Origin of the sequence: Brucella sp. NBRC 12950 (genome assembly GCF_030268145.1) — a bacterium.
Taxonomy (GTDB): domain Bacteria; phylum Pseudomonadota; class Alphaproteobacteria; order Rhizobiales; family Rhizobiaceae; genus Brucella.
On the sequence record NZ_BSQC01000004.1, the window covers coordinates 115,865 to 133,075 of the forward strand.

Here is a 17,211-nt window from a genome sequence, read left to right on the forward strand (position 1 = left end):
TGAAATATCGAGAAAAAGCCGGGTTTCGACCCGGCTTTTTTATTGCCTGCATGTTTTTTCAACTTGTGCCTTTCTTCCTCCGCAAAAACCCATAAAAATCGCTCCCAAAATATCCGAAGCAGAAACGGAGATGCTGGATGAGAGGTTTTTGGGCGGGAGCGTTCGCAGTAGCCATGCTGGCGAGCACGGTATCGTTTGGTCATGCCACGGATGCCGAGCCTCAATGGAGATATGCTTCCAGCCTTATCGGCGAGCCCAAATATCAGGCAGACTTCAAACACTACGACTATGTGAACCCTGATGCGCCGAAAGGCGGCTCACTCAATCAAGTGGCAGTCGGCACATTTGATAGCCTCAATCCGTTTGTGGTTCAGGGCGTGCCCGCAGCAGGACTCGCCGATTTTGGCGGCGGAATGCTTTACGATACACTGATGACGGACTCGCTGGATCAGGGATCGACACAGTATCCGCTGATTGCGGAGGCTTTGCAGTATCCCGATGATTTTTCCTGGGTGAAGTTCAAACTCAATCCCAACGCCAAATGGCATGATGGCAAACCGATCACTGTCGATGACGTTATCTGGTCTTTCGATATCCTCAAGAAGCAGTCGCCGCTTTACAACAAATATTATAGCGATGTGGAAAAAGCCGAGAAGACCGGCGACCATGAGGTGAAATTCACCTTCTCGCAGACCGGCAATCGCGAGTTGCCACAGATTGTTGGTCAGCTTGCCATTCTGCCAAAGCATTGGTGGGAAGGTAAAAATGCGCAGGGCAAGCAGCGCGATATCAGCCGCCCCACATTGGAAATTCCGCTCGGTTCCGCTGCTTACAAGATCAAGAGTGTTGTGCCCGGTCGCTCCATCATATGGGAACGTGTAGCCGATTATTGGGGCAAAGACTTGCCTGTAAATGTCGGACGCAACAATTTCGATGAAGTGCGCTACGAATATTACTTCAACGAAGATGCGACATGGGAAGCCTTCAAGAAGGGCGGTCAGTACGATTACCGCAATGAGAATCGCGCGCAGCGTTGGGCCGAGCAGTATAATTTCCCAGCGGTGCAACGCGGCGATGTTGTAAAAAAATCATTCCCATTCAATGCGGTCGGTCGAATGCAGGGGTATTTTCTGAATACCCGCAAGGATAAGTTCAAAGACCCGAAAGTACGTGAAGCACTGACCTATGCTTTCGATTTTGAATCGATGAACCGCCTTCTATTCTTCAATCAGTACACACGCATCAACAGCTATTTTGCTGGCAACGAACTGCAGCTGAGCGGAGCGCCAACGCCGGAAGAAACGGCAATTCTTGAAACCGTAAAGGACGCGCTACCGGCCGAGGCTCTGACCGAAGAGTTCAAGCTTCCGGTTTACGATACGCCACAGGCAACACGCGATAATCTGCGCAAGGCGTTGCAGCTTTTTGGCGAAGCTGGCTGGAAATTGCAGGGCAACAAGCTTGTTGATGCCAAAGGCAATCAGTTCACGATTGAATTTCTGGGTAAAGACCCAACGGATGAACGCATCTATAATCCGTTTGCAGCAAGCCTGCGCAAGATCGGTATTAACGCGACGGTCCGCATCGTCGATACCGCGCAGTATCAAGCCCGCGTTAATGACTTTGATTACGACGTAATCACCTCCGTCACCGCACAGACCGCCTCGCCAGGCAACGAGCAGCGCGATATGTGGGGTTCGAAAGCCGCGGACTTCAAAGGTAGCCGCAACTATGCGGGCATTAAAAATCCGGCCATCGACAAACTGATCGACCGTATCATTTATGCGAAGGACCGCGAGGAGCTGGTTACGGCATCTCATGCCCTCGACCGCGCATTGCTGTGGAATTATTACGTCATTCCGCAATGGTATTCCGACCACATCAACGTGGCCTACTGGAACAAATTCAGTATGCCGGAAGAGCAGCCTGAATATATGGGGATTGACCCATTTTCCTGGTGGATAGACCCTGCGAAGGAAACCAAGATCAAGACTGGCACTGAATAAGGACGGCGAAAATGACCATCCTACTTATGGACCGTCGCCATTTTCTAGGTCTTTCAGGCAGTGCCGCTATTGCGGCCTGGCTTCCAGAAATGGCCTTTGCCAAATTGCCAACCCAAAAAGCGTTGTATGGATTATCGGCTTTTGGCGAACTCAAATATCCGGCAGATTTTACGCATTTCGACTATGTGAACCCCGATGCGCCAAAGGGCGGAACATTCACGCTGGCACCGAACACATGGTTCTGGAACCAGAACACACAGACCTTCAACACGCTCAACACTCTGACGTTTAAAGGCGATGCGCCGCCGCGCATGGAACTCACTTTCGACAGTCTGATGGCCTCAGCACTCGATGAACCTGATTCCATGTATGGTCTGCTGGCGAAGAGCGTAACTCTGTCTGAAGACCGCCGGTCTTTCCTGTTTGATCTTCGTAAAGAAGCACGCTTTCACGACGGCTCAACCGTTGAAGCAAAAGACGTGGTCTTCAGCTATATAACGATCAAGGAAAAGGGGCATCCCCTCCTTCGACAATCGCTGGCGGCTATTGAAAAAGTGGATGCGGTCGGAACATATCAGGTGCGTTTGCGCCTTGCAGAAGGTCGAAATCCGCAGGCAATTCTTGATTCTCTTGAACTCCCTATCCTTTCTGCAAACTGGTTCAAGGATCGCGAGTTTGATTCGGCCAGCATGGAGGCCGTTCTTGGATCTGGCGCTTACCGGGTCGGAAAAGTGTCTGCTGGGCAGGCAATCGAATATGAGCGTGTAGAGGATTATTGGGCGAAAGATTTGCCCGTAAGGCGCGGCACCAGCAATTTTGATCGCATTCGGATTGAGTTCTATCAGGATCGCCAGCCGGAGTTTGAAGCCTTCAAGAAAGGTGCCATAGACTTTCGCGAAGAGAATGTCGCAAAGAACTGGGCGACGACCTATGACTTCCCTGCCGTTCAGCAGAAGAAAGTGATCAAGCGCACGTTCCCGAGAGAGAAGCGTCCACTGATGCAGGCATGGGCGCTCAACCAGCGCCGCGAACGTTTCCGCGATCCGCTCATACGTGAAGCCATCAATCTTTGCTTTGACTTCGAATGGACCAACGCAAACCTGTTCTACAATACCTATGAGCGCTCGCAATCATGCTTCAACGGCTCGGATTTTGAGGCGACGGGAGCGCCGGGATCAGACGAGTTGAAGATCCTTGAACGCTACCGTGACAAGCTTCCGCAGGAGATTTTTGCGGAAGTTCCGGTCATGCCGGTTTCCGACGGCACCGGACGAGATCGCAAACTTTTCTCGCGTGCCGTTGATCTGATGCAGCAGGCAGGTTTTGAACGCAAGAACGGTCAGTTCCATGACAAGAGCGGGACGAAATTCTCGCTGGAAATTCTCAGCAACTCAGATGCCTTTGGACGCATTTACAATCCCTTTGTACAGAAGCTGCGGGCAATTGGCATTGATGCGAGCCAACGATTGGTCGATGCCAGCCAGTATCAGGCAAGGTTGCAGAATTTTGATTTCGATATGGTCGGCATGGCGATCCAGTTCAGCGCGACGCCAACCAAGGATTCGCTAGCGAGCATGTTCGGATCAGAATCGGCAAAAACACCGGGCACTTATAACTTTCCGGGCACGTCTGATCCCATTATCGACGCATTGATCGAGGATGTGGGCAAGGTTTCCACGCGCGACGAACTAGTCGCAACGATCCGGGTGCTAGATCGGTACTTGCGTATCCGGCGCGAGTGGATTCCAAATTGGACTGTAGCGAATCACTTGGCGGCCTATTGGGACCGTTTTGGTTTCAAGGAGCCAAAGCCCGATTATGGCTTCCCGGTTGAGACGCTTTGGTGGATTAAAACATAACCCCAAAAGGGGGACCCGTTTTCGGGCAAGATCATGATCTTGAAAAACAAAAGGGCAAAAGCTGTTGGCAAGCCATAAGAGCAACCTGAATTTCCGGAGCCGTGAAGGCTGATGGGCGCTTATATTTTACGCCGCCTGCTTTTGATGATCCCGACCATTCTCGGCATCATGGCCATATCCTTCGCCGTTGTTCAGTTTGCTCCCGGCGGGCCTGTTGAGCGTGTGATTGCACAGCTTTCCGGTCAGGGCGGCGATGCTCTTGACCGACTTTCGGGCGGTGGCGGTGATTTTGGCCAAAACAACCTCGATAGTGGTTCATCCAACTCGAAATATCGCGGTGCGCAGGGACTCGACCCCCAGTTCATTGCCGATCTTGAAAAGCAGTTCGGCTTCGATAAGCCTCCCCTCGAGCGCTTCGGACAGATGCTCTGGAACTATATGCGCTTCGATTTTGGCCGCAGCTATTTTCGCGACATCAGCGTGATCGACCTCATCAAAGAGAAAATGCCGGTTTCCATCTCGCTCGGACTGTGGCTCACCTTCCTGTCCTATCTGATCTCGATCCCGCTTGGCATTCGCAAGGCGATCAAGGAAGGCACCCGCTTCGACACATGGACCAGCGCCATCATCATCGTCGGCTATGCTATTCCGAGCTTCCTGTTCGCCATCCTGCTGATTGTACTTTTTGCCGGTGGTTCGTTTTTCGACTGGTTCCCGCTCCGTGGCCTCACCTCGCCTGATTTTGCGCAAATGTCGGTATTGGGAAAGATCGGCGATTATCTCTGGCACATGGTTCTGCCCGTAACAGCTCTGGTCCTGTCGGCCTTTGCCACCACAACCCTTCTGACCAAGAACTCGTTTCTGGAAGAAATCCGCAAACAATATGTGACCACGGCACGCGCCAAGGGACTGACCGAACATCAGGTGCTTTACCGCCATGTGTTCCGCAATGCCATGCTGATCGTAATTGCTGGTTTTCCGGGCGCCTTCATCTCGGCATTCTTCACTGGCTCACTGCTGATCGAAACGATCTTCTCGCTCGATGGTCTGGGGCTTCTTGGCTATCAGTCGATCATCAACCGCGATTATCCGGTAGTGTTTGCCAGCCTGTTTATTTTCTCGCTGATCGGGCTTTTGGTCGGGCTTTTGTCTGATCTTATGTACACATGGATTGATCCGCGCATCGACTTTGACCGGAGGGACGTGTGATGACAGACGCCACTTTTTCCCCTCAAGCCAAGCCGGTAAAGCGCCCGTTTCTTTCACCGCTCAATCGTCGTCGCTGGCAGAATTTCAAAGCCAACAAGCGCGGTTACTGGTCGCTGTGGATTTTCCTCGTGCTTCTTGTGGCAGCGATCTGTTCCGAGTTTATCGCTAACGACCGCCCGATCCTCGTTTCCTACAAAGGCGAGCTGCTCACGCCGGTTTTTGTCGATTATCCGGAAGAAAAATTCGGAGGCTTTTACGCCGTCACCGATTACCGCGACCCGGTTATTCAGGATGAAATCAAGAATAATGGCTGGGCAATCTGGCCACCCGTTCGGTATTCCTACAACACCGTCAACAACGAGATTCCAGAAGCAGCACCTTCAAAGCCTACATGGCTTTATACGGCAGAACAGCGTTGCCAGCGTTACCCGGACGGTATCAACGACCCGAACTGCATCGTCGGCAACTGGAACTGGCTCGGCACTGATGATCAGGCCCGCGATGTCTTTGCCCGCGCGCTTTATGGCTTCCGCATCTCGGTGATGTTCGGTCTGATCCTCACCTTCTTCTCCGCCATCATCGGCGTGACAGCTGGTGCTGTGCAGGGCTATTTCGGCGGTTGGGTCGATCTTATCTTCCAGCGCGTGATCGAAATCTGGTCTTCGATTCCGGTGCTTTATCTGCTGCTGATTATCGCTGCGATACTACCGCCCGGATTCTGGGTATTGCTGGGCATTATGTTGCTGTTTTCATGGGTCGCCTTTGTTGGCGTGGTGCGTGCTGAATTCCTGCGTGCCAGAAACTTTGAATATGTGAATGCAGCCCGTGCACTCGGCGTGAAGAATGGCACAATCATGTGGCGACATCTTTTGCCCAACGCGATGGTCGCAACGCTTACCTTCCTGCCGTTCATTCTCAATGGTTCGATCACGACGCTGACAGCGCTCGACTTCCTTGGCTTCGGTTTGCCGCCAGGCTCGGCCTCGCTTGGCGAATTGCTTGCGCAGGGCAAGAACAATCTTCAAGCCCCATGGCTTGGCATTACAGGCTTTGTGGTTATCTCGGTCATGCTGTCGCTGTTGATCTTCATCGGCGAAGCCACCCGTGACGCATTTGATCCACGAAAGGCATTTCAATGAGCCGGTCAATGAGTGGGTCGATGAATAAGCCTTTGCTTTCCGTCCGCGATCTTTCCGTCGCCTTCCGCCAGAATGGTGAAGAACGCATTTCCGTCGACCGCGTTTCCTTCGATATCGCCGAAGGTGAAACAATTGCACTGGTTGGTGAGTCTGGTTCCGGCAAGTCCGTTTCAGCACTCTCCATCCTGAAGCTTTTGCCCTATCCGGCTGCAAGCCACCCATCCGGGGAAATTCTCTTCAACGGCAAAGACCTGATGAAGGCTTCCGAGCCTGAGTTGCGGCGCGTGCGCGGCAACGATGTCACCATGATCTTTCAGGAGCCGATGACCTCGCTTAATCCGTTGCATACGGTGGAGCGACAGATCGGTGAAATTCTGAAGATGCATCAGGGCATGAGCGATCAGGCAGCACGCAAGCGGACGCTGGAATTGCTGGAAGAAGTGGGCATCCGTGAGCCGGAAAAACGCCTGCAATCCTTTCCACATCAGCTTTCGGGTGGCCAGCGCCAGCGCGTGATGATTGCCATGGCGCTTGCCAACAAGCCAAAGCTGCTGATCGCTGATGAGCCAACCACAGCACTCGACGTCACAGTGCAGGCGCAAATCCTGAAGCTTCTTGCAGACCTAAAAGAAGCACAGGGCATGTCGATGCTCTTTATCACCCATGACCTCGGCATCGTTCGCAAAATCGCCGACCGGGTTTGCGTGATGAGCAAAGGCAAGATTGTCGAGACTGGACCGACCAAGGAAATCTTCGATAATCCGCAACACGAATATACCAAGCATCTGCTTGCCGCAGAGCCAAAGGGCGAGCCACCACTGGCCGATCTCTCTGCCAAGACAGTGATGGAAGGCAAGGATGTCCGCGTCTGGTTCCCGATCAAAAAGGGCTTCCTGCGTAAGACAGTCGATCATGTGAAGGCCGTAGATGGCATTGATGTGGAACTGCGCGCGGGACAGACGCTGGGTGTCGTGGGTGAGTCCGGTTCCGGCAAGACGACGCTTGGGCTGGCCCTGTCGCGCATGATCTCATCCAAGGGCGAAATCCGCTTCGACGGACGCGATATTGCGAAGTTCAGCTTCAAGGATATGCGCCCGCTCCGCCGTGAAATGCAGATCGTCTTTCAGGACCCGTTCGGCTCATTAAGCCCGCGTATGACCATCGCAGATATCATCGCTGAAGGTCTGCTGGTGCATGAGCCGAAGCTTTCCGCTGATGATCGCGACGAGCGCGTTGTGTCCGCGCTCAAAGAAGTGAACCTTGATCCTGAAAGTCGCTTTCGTTACCCGCACGAGTTTTCCGGCGGTCAGCGCCAACGCATTGCCATCGCACGCGCCATGGTACTCAATCCGAAATTCGTAATGCTGGATGAGCCAACTTCGGCGCTCGACATGAGCGTACAGGCGCAGGTGGTTGATCTTTTGCGCGCATTGCAGAAGAAGCATGATCTCGCTTATCTTTTCATAAGCCACGATCTGAAAGTAGTGCGGGCACTGGCCAATGATGTGCTGGTGATGCGCAATGGCAAGGCAGTCGAATACGGAACGTCGAAGGAAGTCTTTGCCAATCCGAAAACGGAATATACCAAGGCACTGATGGCAGCAGCCTTCCACATGGAGGCAACCACTTTGGGAGGAGTGAAACAATGAGCAAAAGCGGCAATATCTTACTCTCCGTGACCAATTGGGACCCGGCCATCTGGATCGATAGCTTCAAGGCCCATGCGCCTGAACGCAATGTCGTGACAGAACGTACAGAAAATGATCCAAGCATCGAATACGCGCTTGTCTGGAAGCAAAAGCCCGGTTCGCTGACCAATCTTCCAAATCTCAAAGTGATATTCTCGCTGGGGGCTGGCGTCGATCATGTCTTTCATGATCCGCATATTCCGGACGTACCGCTGGTACGGGTCATTTCAGATGATCTCACCATGCGCATGACCGAATATGTGGTCTGGCAGGTGCTTGATCATCATCGCCTTGGCGCAAGCTACCGCAAGCAGCAGAAGAATCGCGTCTGGCATGAAGACCCACGCCAGCCAGCAGCCCATGAAGTGACTGTCGGCATTATGGGATTGGGTGTCTTGGGCCGTGATGCAGCAGAAAAGCTCAAAGCGATTGGTTTCAATGTTACCGGATGGAGTCGCCGTCCGCAGGAGATCGACGGCGTTCAGACCTTCAACGGCAAGGAAGGCTTTACACGCTTCCTCAAGACCGCCGATATCTTCGTCTGTCTTCTGCCTTTGACGCCGGACACCAAGGGCATTCTGTCCATGACGATGTTTGCGCAATTGAAAAGCGACGGTCCGCTGGGCGCGCCTGTGCTGATCAACGCAGGTCGTGGTGGCTTGCAGAACGAAGCTGATATTCTTGCAGCTCTTGATCGTGGCCTGCTTTCGGCGGTCACGCTCGATGTGTTCAACCAGGAACCGCTGCCCACTGATAGCCCGCTCTGGGCGCATCCGAAGGTAACGATCACGCCACATGCGGCTGCAAGCTCCTCGGCAACCGCAATTGTTCCGCAGATTATCCGCCAGATCGAAGCGTTTGAACGCGACGGAACGCTCGAAAACGTGGTTGACCGCGCCACGCAATATTAGGCGCTGATCGAAATATTCCCATTCTCGCCGACCGTCACCCGATGGCCGGCGAGTTTCTTTTGCTTCTCCCGGTCAAACTCGACTGCGATAGGAACATCATGTCCCATCTCGCGTGCAACAATAAGCCCGAGAAGCAGGATCGCATCGGGTTCATGCAATATGATTGCGGCCGGTGCCAAACCGGCATGAACCAGCTCGAGCAGTACTGCTGCGGCTGATGACGAGCCGATCGTTCCCGGTAAACACAACACATAGCCCGAAATACTCTGCCCGTGTTCCGGGTGGCGGACATCGGCAATCCGTCCGGTTTTGGGGTCAACTCCGCCCCAGAAGCTGATAGGAGCCGACAAAACCAGTGCGTGAGCTTCTGTTGCCTTCCCCGCGACCAGAACCGATGACATATAATTGGAGGTACTCATGCGGCCTGCCTCTCAAATATAGGTCGACCAGCGACAGCACTTTCAACGCATTCCTCAAGTGAGCCATACAGTACGCCATAGCCGGTATTACCCGGCGCATAATGCGCGAACTTGCCGGAATTGGTCATCAGAACCGCATCATCTTTTGTTGGCATGATCGGCGTCACCACAACACAAGTATCCGCTACGATGACAACGCCTGCCTTTTCAAGCAGCGCTCTGCGTCCGTTCTTTTCCAGCTCAACAAGGGCATGTCGCCCGGTACAGGCATAAAGCGGCACGGCAAGCTTCCGACCCGCGATTGCACGTTCGAGCCTGTCAAATTCAGTGATCGACAGATGCGGGCTGCCAATCGCCACCGCATCTATTGAATCCGCATGATCGACCGTCGACAGACGTTTGCGGGTGGCTTCGATCATTTCCTGTGTCACATGAATGATGCCGTCTGGCTTTTGATGCTGCATGGCTGTTTCAAGGTCGGGAGCTTCCGGGGTCACACCCGCGACGTGGAAAAGGCCAACAGACCCCACCGAGGCTGCCGCAGCTCCAAAGGCCTTCAGCGCATCTTCATCCGGACGCATTCCCGCACCAGCCACAACACCGATACTTGTGCCAACACTCCGGCCAAACAGATTGCCAAGAATCGGCCACGCGACCTCTGATTGAAGGAAAGCAGGATTAATTGCGGAAATATCGAGAATAACCGTCGCTCGACGATTCTCGTTTCGATGGAGACCATAATCAGGTGCGCGTCCGGCAATAGCGCAAGCTATATCCAGAAAATCGCCGTAGCGGTTTGTCCTGGCACCAAGCACGGAATTGCAGAATACGACGGCGTTCGACTCGCCCCATGCAACGTCTGTTCCCTTTGCGGGACGATGTCCGGCCTGATAAGGCGCGCAGGTCCATGTCGGCTCGCATCCGAGCTTGATATAAGCCCGCATCATGCGTCTGGCCATGTCGGCCTCATGTTGCGGCAACAAATTGCGGGAACAGCCGGTGAGATCAATAGATCCCACATTAAGGGTGGCGCGCACTTTGGTTCTGGCACCGCCATCAACCAGTCGTTCAGCGAACAGCGTACCGCTATCGCCGTGATAGAGCGCACCATCAATATGTGCAGACGCGATCGGGATGAGGCGCGATGCCCCCATCAAACGCGCTGTTTCGGCTACGATGCGCATGGCCATCGCAGCCCCTTGTCCCTGTTCCCCGGCAGCTATCGACTGCTCTTCATGGGTTAATGTCAGTGCCACGCGAGATCTCCTTACGCATGGTTATCGATGTCGTTCTTGTAAACCCGGGATGGCATGTCTCGGCTACTTTGCGATAGCCGAGCCTACCGAAAACAATGTGATTGCGTTCAAGCTCGATACGCACTTGCAGTTCCATTACAGGTTTGCCGCGCGTGACTGCCTGCTGCTCGGCCTTTGCCATGAGCTGACGTGCAATACCCCGGCCTTCAAAGGCAGGTGCGACAGCAAGCTTGCCGAGATAAAAATGATTTTCTTTCTCAGCGATGAACACACAACCAGCCAAAGCATCACCGATGAACACTGCAAAGCCGGTTTCTACGGCTGCCTTCCCTTGAAGAGCCTCTATCGTCAGATGATGCGCAGACGATGGCGGATCGATAATGCCATCCATATAAACGAAGCTGCTCTGAATGAGCTTCAAAAGTTCGTCCCAGTGACCAAAATCCGCGTCGATGGATGTCATGCGAAATTCTGTCATTTGGGTTTGCGTGCCTTGTATCGGATTGTTTCAAAACGCACGTTCAATGCGTTGTAAAGCAGGAGCCTTCCGACCAGCGGTTCGCCAATGCCCGTTATGAGCTTGATGACTTCCATGGCCTGCAAATTGCCGATCACGCCCGGCAATACACCGAGAACTCCGGCCTCAGCACAGGTCGGCACGGCACCCGGCGGCGGCATATCCGGAAACAGATCACGATAGGAAGGATTAGGCGCTCCATCTGCGCCCTTTGCATAAGGCATAAGCACAGTGACCGTGCCGTCAAAGCGCCCCATTGCACCTGAGACCAGTGGTCGCTCTGCCAAAGCGCTTGCATCTGCGAGTGCATAACGTGTCGTAAAGTTATCAGAGCCATCAACAACAACATCATATTGGCTGATCAGGGCTTGTGCATTTTCACTGTTGAGGCGCAATGCGTGGCCTTCGACCTTCACATGCGGATTGATACGAGCAATCGAAGCCGTCGCACTTGCAACCTTGCTCTGACCAACGCTCTCAGTGTCGTGGATTACCTGTCTCTGCAGGTTCGACAACGACACCGTATCGTCATCGACAAGGCCAAGTGTTCCGATACCAGCTGCGGCCAGATATTGCAGAACCGGCGCACCGAGTCCGCCAGCTCCCACCACGAGCACACGGGCAGCTTTCAGCTGCTGCTGTCCAGGCCCGCCGATTTCCGGCAGCACAATATGGCGCGCATAGCGCTCTAATTCTTCGGATGAAAAGGGCTTTGATGGTGCGTTCATGATGCATAAACATAGGCCCGTTAAGGCCATCTGTCAGCGGATATTTTGTCTCAAAGTCTGGTGAGTTCGCCCCCAGCAACATTGAAAAACTGCGCATCCCCTTCAAGAGCTTCAAACAGTGAACGGTCGGTGCCGGTCATGAAAGCCTGTCCGCCAAGATCATCGAGAATACCAAATAAAGCCGCGCGGCGTCCGGTATCGAGATGGGCCGCGATTTCATCAAGCAACAAAATCGGTGCCATGCCCGAAAGCTCGCCCGTCAGCCTTGCATGAGCCAGAATAAGCCCGATCAGCAGTGCCTTCTGCTCGCCGGTGGAACAAAGGGCAGCGGGCATGGATTTTGGCCGATGCTGCACAATCAGATCCGTGCGATGCGGGCCTTCAAGCGTGCGTCCTGCAGCGCGATCCCGGGCACGACCGTCTCGCATTGTGCGCCGAAAATCTTCTTCAAGATCAAGCGCTGCTTCAAGACCAATGCGCTGCTCAAGTGTTCCTTCAAGAAAGCAGTCTGCCTTGGGAAAAGGACCTTCAGCAGGCAGGCGTTCAATCATCGCAGCGATCAGCCGCATGGCCTCTGAGCGGGCCGCCGCTATGGCAATGCCAAGCTCAGCCATCTGGCTTTCAATCGCATCGAGCCACTGATTGTCGCTGTTACCATCGCTCAGCAGCCGATTGCGCGAGCGCATGGCCTTCTCATAATCCAGCACGCGCTTGCCGTGGCCGGTATCGATTGCCAGCACCATGCGGTCAAGAAAGCGCCGCCTGTCCGATGCGCCACCGGTAAATAGACCGTCCATTGACGGCACCACCCAGAGAATGCGCGCATAATCGAGAAGTTCGTCACCGGATGCAGCATTGCTATTGATGCGGACTTTGCGGCCGCCTTCACCACCGCCCGCTGTGCCGGTGCCGATTTCAGCATCACCATAGATCATACAATCAAGCGAAGCATGAATGGCAAAGCCATCATGGCCGCTGGTGCGAGCCACGTCATCATAGGAAGCACGGCGCAGCCCCCTGCCCGGCGACAGAAAGGAAACGGCTTCAATGAGGTTGGTTTTGCCTGAACCGTTTTCACCTGTCAGCACCACATGGCCGGGACCAAGCGGGAGCGTGAGTTCCGTGTAGTTGCGGAAATCAGAAAGTTTAAGCCGCCGGACCGAGACTCGATCCGGACGGCTTATAATGGGTTCAGAAATGCTCACGGTCGGTTTTCATATCCTAGACGCGCATAGGCATCAGAACATAGAGCACATCTTCATCGCCGGTATCGCGCACCAGCGTAGGAGAACCGGCATCAGCCAGCATGAAGACGGCATCGGAACCGGAAAGCTGGCTGGTGATGTCGAGCAGATATTTCGAGTTGAAACCGATATCGATCGGATCAGCATCGTAATCCGCAGCCAGTTCATCGGTCGCACTTCCCGAATCGGGATTGTTGACCGTCAGCGTCAACTGACCATCAGCGATCGAAAGCTTGACCGCACGGCCGCGCTCACTGGAAATCGTGGAAACACGATCAACAGAAGCAGCAAATTCCTGACGGCTGATGGTGAGCTTCTTGTCATTGCCCGAAGGGATCACGCGCTGGTAATCCGGGAATGTGCCATCGATGAGCTTGGAGGTCAGAACCACCGAGCCAACAGTGAAGCGGATTTTTGCGTCAGAAAGTTCAACCGAAACAACCGTATCCGGAGCATCAACGAGCTTCTGAAGTTCAGCAACCGTCTTACGCGGAATAATGATGCCCGGCATACCTTCAGTGCCAGAAGGGGCTTCGAGTTCAGCGCGTGCCAGACGATGGCCATCGGTTGCAACGGCACGCAACTTCAAAGCACCATCGCTTTCAATGGCGTGGAAATAAATGCCGTTGAGGTAATAGCGAGTTTCTTCCGTCGAGATCGCAAACTGGGTGCGATCAATCAGGCGCTTCAGAGCCTGTGCATCGATGCGGAATGAATGGGTGAAAGCGCCGGCAGTCAGTTCCGGAAAATCGGACTGTGGCAGCGACTGCAGACGGAAAGAGGATTTTCCGGAAATCACCGAAATCGACCCGCCATCCGGATTGGTGGACAGCATCACTTCAGCGCCATCCGGCAGTTTGCGCACGATATCATAAAGAAGATGTGCCGGAACCGTGGTGGCACCAGCCTGCTCGACCATGGCTGCGGTTGCTTCATTGACCTCAAGATCAAGGTCGGTGGCCTTCAGCGCGAGGCTTGCGCCCTCTGCCTGCAAAAGCACGTTCGACAGGATAGGAATCGTGTTGCGGCGTTCGACAACGCGATGCACATGATTGAGGGATTTAAGAAGGTTCGACCGTTCCAGGGTTACACGCATATTGAAACGCACTCGCTCTCTAGGACTGGGCAACCGCGCAACGGGCAGACGCCCCTATCAGTAAGGCGCTTGTGGCGCCCGAAGGTTTGCTAAAGTGGCAGATTTTTGAGACGAAAAGCAAGCCCGCGCCACGTCGCAAATCGACACGGCGCGGGCTTTTTAACTAATTTCTGTCGATCAGGCTGCCTGATCGTTGATCAGACGCTTGAGAAGCTCAAGTTCTTGCGCCAGCTTGGTGTCAGCACCGACCAGATCTTCGATCTTGCGAACCGCATGAAGAACCGTCGTGTGGTCGCGACCACCAAAACGACGACCGATTTCCGGCAGCGAACGTGGCGTCAGCATCTTGGCAAGATACATTGCAACCTGACGTGGCTTCACGATGGTACGCGTGCGGCGATTTGAAAGCAGGTCCTGCTTCGACACATTATAGTGACGAGCAACGATGCGCTGAATTTCTTCAATGCGGATGCGCTTTGGTTCGCCTACGCGTGTCAGGTGACCAAGCAGTTCGTCAACGCGATCAATCGAGAGATTAGGCTCGAACGACTGACGGAACAGAAGCTGGTTGAATGCACCTTCCAGTTCGCGACCCGATCCAGTGACCGTACGGGCGACATGAGCGAGGATATCGTCATCGATATTGAGGCTTGGATCTTCGACCTGAGCAGCCGTCAGACGGCGGCGCAGCATCTCGACGCGCATTTCGTAGTCTGGTGCAACAACTTCCAGAGCGACACCGCCCTGAAGACGCGAGCGCACGCGGACATCAAGCGATTCCAGTTCCGAAGGTGCACGGTCGGCGGCAACAACAACCTGCTTAGCGCTATCGAGCAGCGTGTTGAGCAGATGACAGAATTCATGCTGGATCGACTTGCCCTGCAGGAACTGCATGTCATCGATGACGAGCAGGTCGATATCACGAAGCTGTTCCTTGAAGGAAAGAGCATTGTTGTCACGAATCGCAGTTGCAAAGCGCCACATGAAGTATTCAGCGGTCAGATAAACGACTCGGGCCTTTTCCTGACGCTGCAGCGCTGCTGCGGCAATTGCCTGAAGAAGGTGAGTCTTACCAAGACCGACAGATGCATGGATGAAAAGCGGGTTGAAGCGAACAGCGCTAGAACCTGCTTCTGCGATGGTGCGGGCGGCGGCAAGGGCTACACGGTTGGATGCACCATCAATGAAAGAATCAAACGTATAACGTGGGTCGAGCGGTGAGCCGAGAACGGCACCGGAAGCGGCAACCGATTCTGCAACAACTGCGGAACCGCGTTTTTCAGCACTTGGCTGGCCTACAGGGAAAGCCATCTTTTCGCGTGGGGCGACAGACAGTTTTGCTTCAATCGCGTCATTCGTATCCGCTGCTGGTGCTGCAGTACGAACGACTCTGCTCACGCCGCGCACAACGACTTCCACTTTGAGAATCTGCGGATTTTCTTCCTGCCAAAGCTCGGTCAGCAGTTCAGAATAATGATTGTTGATCCAAGAGCGGAGGAATGCGGTCGGAACCGACAGACGAACAACGCTTTTGGAGAGGTCATCGAGCTTGAGGCGACCAAACCAGCTTGAATAAATCTCGCTGCCGACGCGTGCCTTGAGCTTTGCAGTCAGACGCTCGAAAACGTCTTCGCCGACGTTGCTTTCAGCACTCACCACGAGGCTGTTTTCTTTTCCAGTAGCAGAAGATCCATGGATACGGTTCGCATGCGCATCATCACCCATCGTTGCCGTCGACTTACCAGTCATCATTGCCATCGTCTCGCCTGCCTTCACATTCCTACGCGCTAGTTTTACAGCGCTTGTCGTTATTTCCTGCATCGTGTCCGGTTTGGGGAACCGGAAACCCAGCTGGTACTCAATTCACACTGGTTCTTTCTAAGAACCGCACACAAACTCAAACCGTCCGCAATCGAACAACTGCTGCGGACAAACACCCAGATAACTCCTGTTGAGCTACTCGTTACGACTCATCAAATCCTTGCTCAAGGCTGATTGCCCGGATCGGAATTTGCCACAACCATTCAATTGCGAAGATGCGCCAAAAACAGCATTCCGGTTAATGAATGGTAAGCAATCACCAAAAGAGACAAACTTAATAAGAACAGGACCTTAAGACCAGAATTCAGCACCCGCGGACAAAGCTGCCCACGCCAATAAGACATCCTATTTAATGCTAACTCCGGGCCATCGGCCCACCCCTCTTATGGCTCTGACTTTAACGAAGCCTTACGGCAAAGAGCAAGCCTAAGATCTGCAGTTTTTTCTTCAAGAAAGACTTGCATGCCCTGTGCCCTCAAGCAGAGAATCGGTCGAGAGAGCAATAACGCCTTTGGATTCAATGCGTTTTGATTGACGGTTTTTTAGACGGGCACGATATGTTCTCCGACAAAATAATTTTTCAAAAAGTGGCTTGACTCAGAGGGGCTTCCGAGTCCTCCGCAGGGGCTGTGGATAACTGTGGATAAACACGCACAAGCTTTTGAAAATAATGAGGAATTCGCCGCATATATCTTTCGATTAGTTCTAAAACTATCTGCCTGATATGAAATATTGCTAAAAAAACATACTCATAGTTTCGAGGGTACGTTTCTTTAAAAAAGTTCCAAAAAAGAAAACCCGGCTAACAATGAGCCGGGTTTCGAAACCTAATTTTATAAATAGGTAGTATTAGGCGTTCAGAGCCTTAACGCGTGCAGCAAGGCGCGAAACCTTACGAGCAGCGGTATTCTTGTGAACGACACCCTTTGAAGCAGCGCGCATCAGTTCAGGCTCAGCAGCCTTGAATGCAACCGATGCTGCTTCCTTGTCGCCGCTCAGGAGAGCGTCTTCAACCTTGCGGAGGAAGGTGCGAACGCGCGAACGACGGGACTTGTTGATTTCGGTGCGGGCAGCGATCTTGCGCACTGCCTTCTTGGCCGAAGGAGTATTGGCCATAAATGCCTCTCTTTTTTCTGTCAGCAGCCCACTGGATTTAACCGTCGGGCACAAAACCTCTAGGGCAGCCATAATGCCTAGGGCCGCCGATCCGTGGCGGGCTTATAGATCAGCTTTGCCTTCGCGTCAACGAGGATTCTGATCTCAAAGCGCGTCAGAAGGCCGGATATGCGGCCTTCTTGCCGAATTTCAGGCAGTCAAG

General features: G+C 53.5%; 14 protein-coding genes. 6 read left to right on the forward strand and 8 right to left on the reverse strand.

Translation table 11 applies throughout. The annotated features are described in order from the left end of the window. Positions 1-137: 137 nt before the first annotated feature. The 6 genes from QSJ70_RS07930 (at position 138) to QSJ70_RS07955 (ending at position 8,812) form a co-directional block, all read left to right on the forward strand. Positions 138-2,006, forward strand: coding sequence for an extracellular solute-binding protein (locus QSJ70_RS07930; protein WP_285535652.1), 1,869 nt, complete (start codon positions 138-140; stop codon positions 2,004-2,006). 11 nt (positions 2,007-2,017) lie between these two features. Continuing rightward, positions 2,018-3,865 carry an extracellular solute-binding protein gene (locus QSJ70_RS07935; RefSeq protein WP_215775898.1) on the forward strand — a complete coding sequence of 616 codons (1,848 nt, stop codon included), beginning with the start codon at positions 2,018-2,020 and terminating at the stop codon, positions 3,863-3,865. Positions 3,866-3,976: 111 nt separating this feature from the next. After that, on the forward strand, positions 3,977-5,074 hold the full coding sequence (locus tag QSJ70_RS07940) for a microcin C ABC transporter permease YejB (RefSeq protein ID WP_285535654.1): 1,098 nt from the start codon (positions 3,977-3,979) through the stop codon (positions 5,072-5,074). Then, complete coding sequence (locus QSJ70_RS07945) at positions 5,074-6,213, forward strand: ABC transporter permease (protein WP_064322321.1); 1,140 nt, start codon at positions 5,074-5,076, stop codon at positions 6,211-6,213. The genes QSJ70_RS07940 and QSJ70_RS07945 overlap by 1 nt, the downstream gene beginning before the upstream one ends. A 20-nt stretch (positions 6,214-6,233) precedes the next feature. Then, complete coding sequence (locus QSJ70_RS07950) at positions 6,234-7,862, forward strand: ABC transporter ATP-binding protein (protein WP_007872927.1); 1,629 nt, start codon at positions 6,234-6,236, stop codon at positions 7,860-7,862. Next, complete coding sequence (locus QSJ70_RS07955) at positions 7,859-8,812, forward strand: 2-hydroxyacid dehydrogenase (RefSeq protein WP_215775896.1); 954 nt, start codon at positions 7,859-7,861, stop codon at positions 8,810-8,812. Before QSJ70_RS07950 ends, QSJ70_RS07955 begins: the two co-directional genes overlap by 4 nt. Here the strand turns inward: QSJ70_RS07955 and QSJ70_RS07960 are convergent. The 8 genes from QSJ70_RS07960 to rpsT all read right to left on the reverse strand — a co-directional run bounded on the left by QSJ70_RS07960 (position 8,809) and on the right by rpsT (position 17,009). Next, complete coding sequence (locus QSJ70_RS07960) at positions 8,809-9,231, reverse strand: aconitase X swivel domain-containing protein (RefSeq protein ID WP_215775895.1); 423 nt, start codon at positions 9,229-9,231, stop codon at positions 8,809-8,811. The two genes, QSJ70_RS07955 and QSJ70_RS07960, sit on opposite strands and share 4 nt — an antisense overlap. Beyond that, a complete protein-coding gene (locus QSJ70_RS07965) occupies positions 9,228-10,487 on the reverse strand; it encodes an aconitase X (protein WP_215775894.1) in 1,260 nt (419 codons plus the stop codon). The genes QSJ70_RS07960 and QSJ70_RS07965 overlap by 4 nt, the downstream gene beginning before the upstream one ends. Further along, on the reverse strand, positions 10,465-10,965 hold the full coding sequence (locus QSJ70_RS07970) for a GNAT family N-acetyltransferase (RefSeq protein WP_215775893.1): 501 nt from the start codon (positions 10,963-10,965) through the stop codon (positions 10,465-10,467). The genes QSJ70_RS07965 and QSJ70_RS07970 overlap by 23 nt, the downstream gene beginning before the upstream one ends. Continuing rightward, entirely contained in the window at positions 10,962-11,732 is a 771-nt protein-coding gene (locus tag QSJ70_RS07975; protein WP_215775892.1) for a molybdopterin-synthase adenylyltransferase MoeB, read from the reverse strand. Before QSJ70_RS07975 ends, QSJ70_RS07970 begins: the two co-directional genes overlap by 4 nt. A gap of 50 nt (positions 11,733-11,782) precedes the next feature. Continuing rightward, on the reverse strand, positions 11,783-12,937 hold the full coding sequence (gene recF, locus QSJ70_RS07980; protein ID WP_215775891.1) for a DNA replication/repair protein RecF: 1,155 nt from the start codon (positions 12,935-12,937) through the stop codon (positions 11,783-11,785). A 16-nt stretch (positions 12,938-12,953) separates the two neighbouring features. Then, positions 12,954-14,072: a DNA polymerase III subunit beta gene (gene dnaN, locus QSJ70_RS07985; RefSeq protein WP_007872890.1), complete on the reverse strand. Its 1,119-nt coding sequence runs from the start codon at positions 14,070-14,072 to the stop codon at positions 12,954-12,956. 177 nt (positions 14,073-14,249) lie between these two features. Next, positions 14,250-15,824: a chromosomal replication initiator protein DnaA gene (gene dnaA / locus QSJ70_RS07990; RefSeq protein ID WP_105518001.1), complete on the reverse strand. Its 1,575-nt coding sequence runs from the start codon at positions 15,822-15,824 to the stop codon at positions 14,250-14,252. 918 nt (positions 15,825-16,742) lie between these two features. Then, positions 16,743-17,009, reverse strand: a complete 267-nt coding sequence (gene rpsT, locus QSJ70_RS07995; RefSeq protein ID WP_007872888.1) for a 30S ribosomal protein S20 — start codon at positions 17,007-17,009, stop codon at positions 16,743-16,745. Positions 17,010-17,211 lie beyond the last annotated feature (202 nt).